Here is a 3,501-nt window from a genome sequence, read left to right as displayed (position 1 = left end):
TTATGGTAGCTACATTCGCTCAACAGATTTTTTATTTCTTGTTCCTGACTTTTTATCTTCTGATCTAACTCAATTCTACTGCTGAAAAATCCCATAGCATGACCCACCTTCCAATATAATGGTTATCATTCCATCCTGCTTTTATCTATTATAGCAAATTAGAACATAACCCAAAACACTATTTGATTTTTAGGTCCATTTTACAGCACATCCTGTCCCAAAATCTGTCCATCCAAATCACCCATTATAAAAATAAATGAAAAAAGCGGAAAACGACATCGTTTTCCGCTATATACAAATTATTATTTCATGTTCCAATAATCTTCCATTCTCTCTGCATCTGCCCTTCTTACCACTTCCAGTCCATCTGGCAGTTCTGCAGGTTTCCATTCCCCTTCTCCTTTTTTAAGCGCAAAGCAAGTGCCATCAGCACAATACTGGTAGATGATTTCTCTATCCCTGTCGATATAATAATCCACAAACAGATCCTTATACAAGCCTACCATCTCCCAATAAACCTCTGCTGTTTCCATATACTGCTGCATCTCTGCCATTTTATCCTGTACCGCACCATAGAACCATGCCTGTCTGTTTTTCGGTGCATTAAAACGTTCCCACAGAGATTCGCCGATATGTCTGTAATCTCTCCATAGGCTACGCAAATTAGCCGTTACATCAGCCATGATCAGGAGTTTCTCACGGAAAGAACAGTAATCCAGTTCTTCTACAGTCTGTCTTCTGCCATCCTCCCAAGTCGCTTCAGGGGGTTCGCTATGTGCCGCCACCAATGCCGCTACATCCAGACCAAACTCATTCTTGATATCCAGATATGTTGTATCCGTATCCTCAATCGTATCATGCAGCAAACCCGCCATCATCAGTTCCCGATCAGCGTCCATGTGCATCAGGATATTCATGACTTCCAGAGGATGCCCGATATACGCTCTATCAGTGCCTTTTCTAACACCTCCGGCGTGTTTCTCTGTTGCGAAATGAATGGCTTTTTCCAGCAACGCATTCCCTTTTTGAGGGTCATTTTCCACTTCATAACGGTCCACGATCGTCTGCATCATCGCTTTAGAAAAAGAAAAGCAATTCTCACCCCAAGGGTTCAGCATAAAGCCGGCTGCGTGTTCTGCAGAAAACACGATATCAAAGAACTGGTCGATATAATCAGAAAGGATCCCGCTTTCTTCCCCTTTATTCACCTCATCCACATCCGTAAACGCTACAAGATAGGTACATCCGTCATCGGTCTGCAGCTGATGGAAGCAAAAAGTCGGATTTTCGCTGTCCTTTTCTTCCTCAGGTGTCCATACAGGGATAAGAAAGTGTCCGTCATCCGTCATTCTTTCATACACCTGTCTGAGAACCGCGCCATAGGTTTCCCCTTTCGGCTCTGCTTTAAACGCCTGGATCTTTTCAACGATCAAGTGATTATTATCCAAAAATTCATTCTGCATAAGCCCCTCTCCTTCCTTCAAATCTATCAACCACATCTTTTAATCCCTTCGTAAGTCTGAAATCACATTCTTTTTTCAGATCCTCAGGTACCCCGTAGAACCCTTCTGCAATACTGCCTGCAATCGCTGTTAATGTATCGCAGTCACCGCCGAGGGACACTGCAGTACGGATAACATCCTCAAAGGAATCCCCTTCCAGAAACGCCGTGATCGCTTCAGGCACAGTCCCCATGCAGGATTCCACATGATAATATGTAGGTCTGATCTCATCACAGGTACGGCTCAGATCATAGCCAAATTCATTGATGATATATTCTTTGATCTCTTCTTTCGTTTTTCCTGTTCTGGCAAGATAGATTGCTGCTGCTGTAGATTCCGCGCCTTTAATCCCTTCCGGATGATTATGTGTCACTTCTGCACTCAACCTTGCCATTTTTCTGACTGTATCCAGATCATCGAACAACCATGCCGCAGACGATACTCTCATTGCAGAGCCATTGCCGTAACTGCCATAAGGCTTCGGTCTGGGTTCCGCAAGCCAGATGGAGAAACGCATCCCATAACCGGCATAAGGGTATTTTCTGCCCCAGCGGCGCATATTGCTGATAAGCAGCTGTCTGATTTCGTCGTCAGATGCCCCCGGCTCTGCTTCCATAAAAGCTTCTGCTACTGCGATCGTCATTACAGAATCATCGGTGAACATAGAGCTTCTGATAAATAAGGGGAACTCTTTTGTTTTCTTGCCCCTGTCAAATTCATAAGGGCTGCCGATCATATCTCCTAAAATCGCACCATACATTAGCGTTCCCTCCTTCTACTTTTACGGTCTTTTTCAACCTCGTTCTTCCATCCCATAGGTACTGCACCACATGCGCGGACTGCAGATACCGCACCGCAAATTGCATCATAGCTGACTGCTGTACCTCTTCTGTCACAGTGGTATTCCACTGCCATATCCGCATCGATACCATATTTAGATGCCTCTCCGATGGCGTCCATATTTGCACCAACAAACATAAACTGCCAGTGATAACGCTCTTTCTGACGCTCGATCATTCTTCTGATATCTCTATAGCTAAAATTTGTGCTGGCATTTTCATAGCCATCTGTCATAATAACGAACATTGTTTTTGCAGGCTGATATTCCTTTTTTGTATGTCTGCGGACATTGATGATGTGATCGATCGCAAATCCTACTGCATCCAACAGCGCTGTACTGCCACGCACATAGTATTCTTCCTCTGTCATAGGTTTGATTCGATTCAGACATACTCTGTTATGCAGCACTTCTCTCTGATTATCGAACAGTACAGTAGAAATAATGGCTTCGCCTTTTTCTTTCTTCTGCTTTTCAATCAGGCTATTAAACCCGCCGATAGTATCTGCCTCCATACCGGCCATAGATCCGCTTCTATCCAGGATAAATACGATTTCTGTCAAATTCTGTTTCATAAATAAAACCTCCCTGTTATTTCGCACTTCTTACTTACAACTAAAGTATACGAAATAATAGGGAGGTAAAGGTCGCTTCGCAAGCGACATCCATTCAGCACCCGATCAGAGGGTAATTATAGGCAAATAACACCTCATTGATCTCAAATACATTATAGTTTTTCTGTCTGATGAAATACTCGATGATAATATCGAATTTACTGCTATGTGTCAGCGCATAGCCGGCTCTGCCGATGAATTCCTTTGTTTCTTCCAGATCCAATTCCAGAGCCAGTGCCAAAGCGATAGCCGTACTTTTTTTCGGTTTATAATCAGCATTACTGCGGATCTTTGAAAAGAGCTTTCGATCCATATTTGCTTTTTTATAAACATCAGGATCGTTCAGGTCTTTTTTGATCAGCCAGTCCAATAACGCCTCGGAAAATGTCATTTCTTCTTCTCCCAGCATATCTTCCAGGCTTAAGGCAGCGCCCGCAACAGAAGAAGGACAAGACGGAATACTGCAGTTTTTCTCGATCGCATCATCAGACAATTCTGCCAACCTACGGCGTTCTCTGATGAACCGAAGTTCGCGTCTGGCTTCGTC

Annotated in this window: 3 protein-coding genes and 1 pseudogene; all 4 read right to left on the bottom strand. The window is 43.6% G+C overall.

The genetic code is table 11. The annotated features are described in order from the left end of the window. Positions 1-302 precede the first annotated feature (302 nt). Positions 303-1,463, bottom strand: a complete 1,161-nt coding sequence (locus IJ369_RS08905) for an HD domain-containing protein (protein ID WP_290718257.1) — start codon at positions 1,461-1,463, stop codon at positions 303-305. Beyond that, complete coding sequence (locus IJ369_RS08900) at positions 1,453-2,262, bottom strand: ADP-ribosylglycohydrolase family protein (protein WP_290718255.1); 810 nt, start codon at positions 2,260-2,262, stop codon at positions 1,453-1,455. Before IJ369_RS08900 ends, IJ369_RS08905 begins: the two co-directional genes overlap by 11 nt. Further along, positions 2,262-2,915, bottom strand: a complete 654-nt coding sequence (locus tag IJ369_RS08895; RefSeq protein WP_290718253.1) for a vWA domain-containing protein — start codon at positions 2,913-2,915, stop codon at positions 2,262-2,264. Before IJ369_RS08895 ends, IJ369_RS08900 begins: the two co-directional genes overlap by 1 nt. A 94-nt stretch (positions 2,916-3,009) precedes the next feature. Then, positions 3,010-3,501 (bottom strand): annotated as a pseudogene (locus IJ369_RS08890) (RNase III inhibitor); the annotation flags it as partial.

It is taken from the genome of Anaerotignum sp. (genome assembly GCF_017483025.1).
In the GTDB taxonomy this organism is placed as follows: domain Bacteria; phylum Bacillota; class Clostridia; order Lachnospirales; family Anaerotignaceae; genus Anaerotignum_A.
The sequence above is the reverse complement of the archived record's forward strand: the minus strand, read 5'-3'. Positions and strand labels throughout refer to the sequence as shown.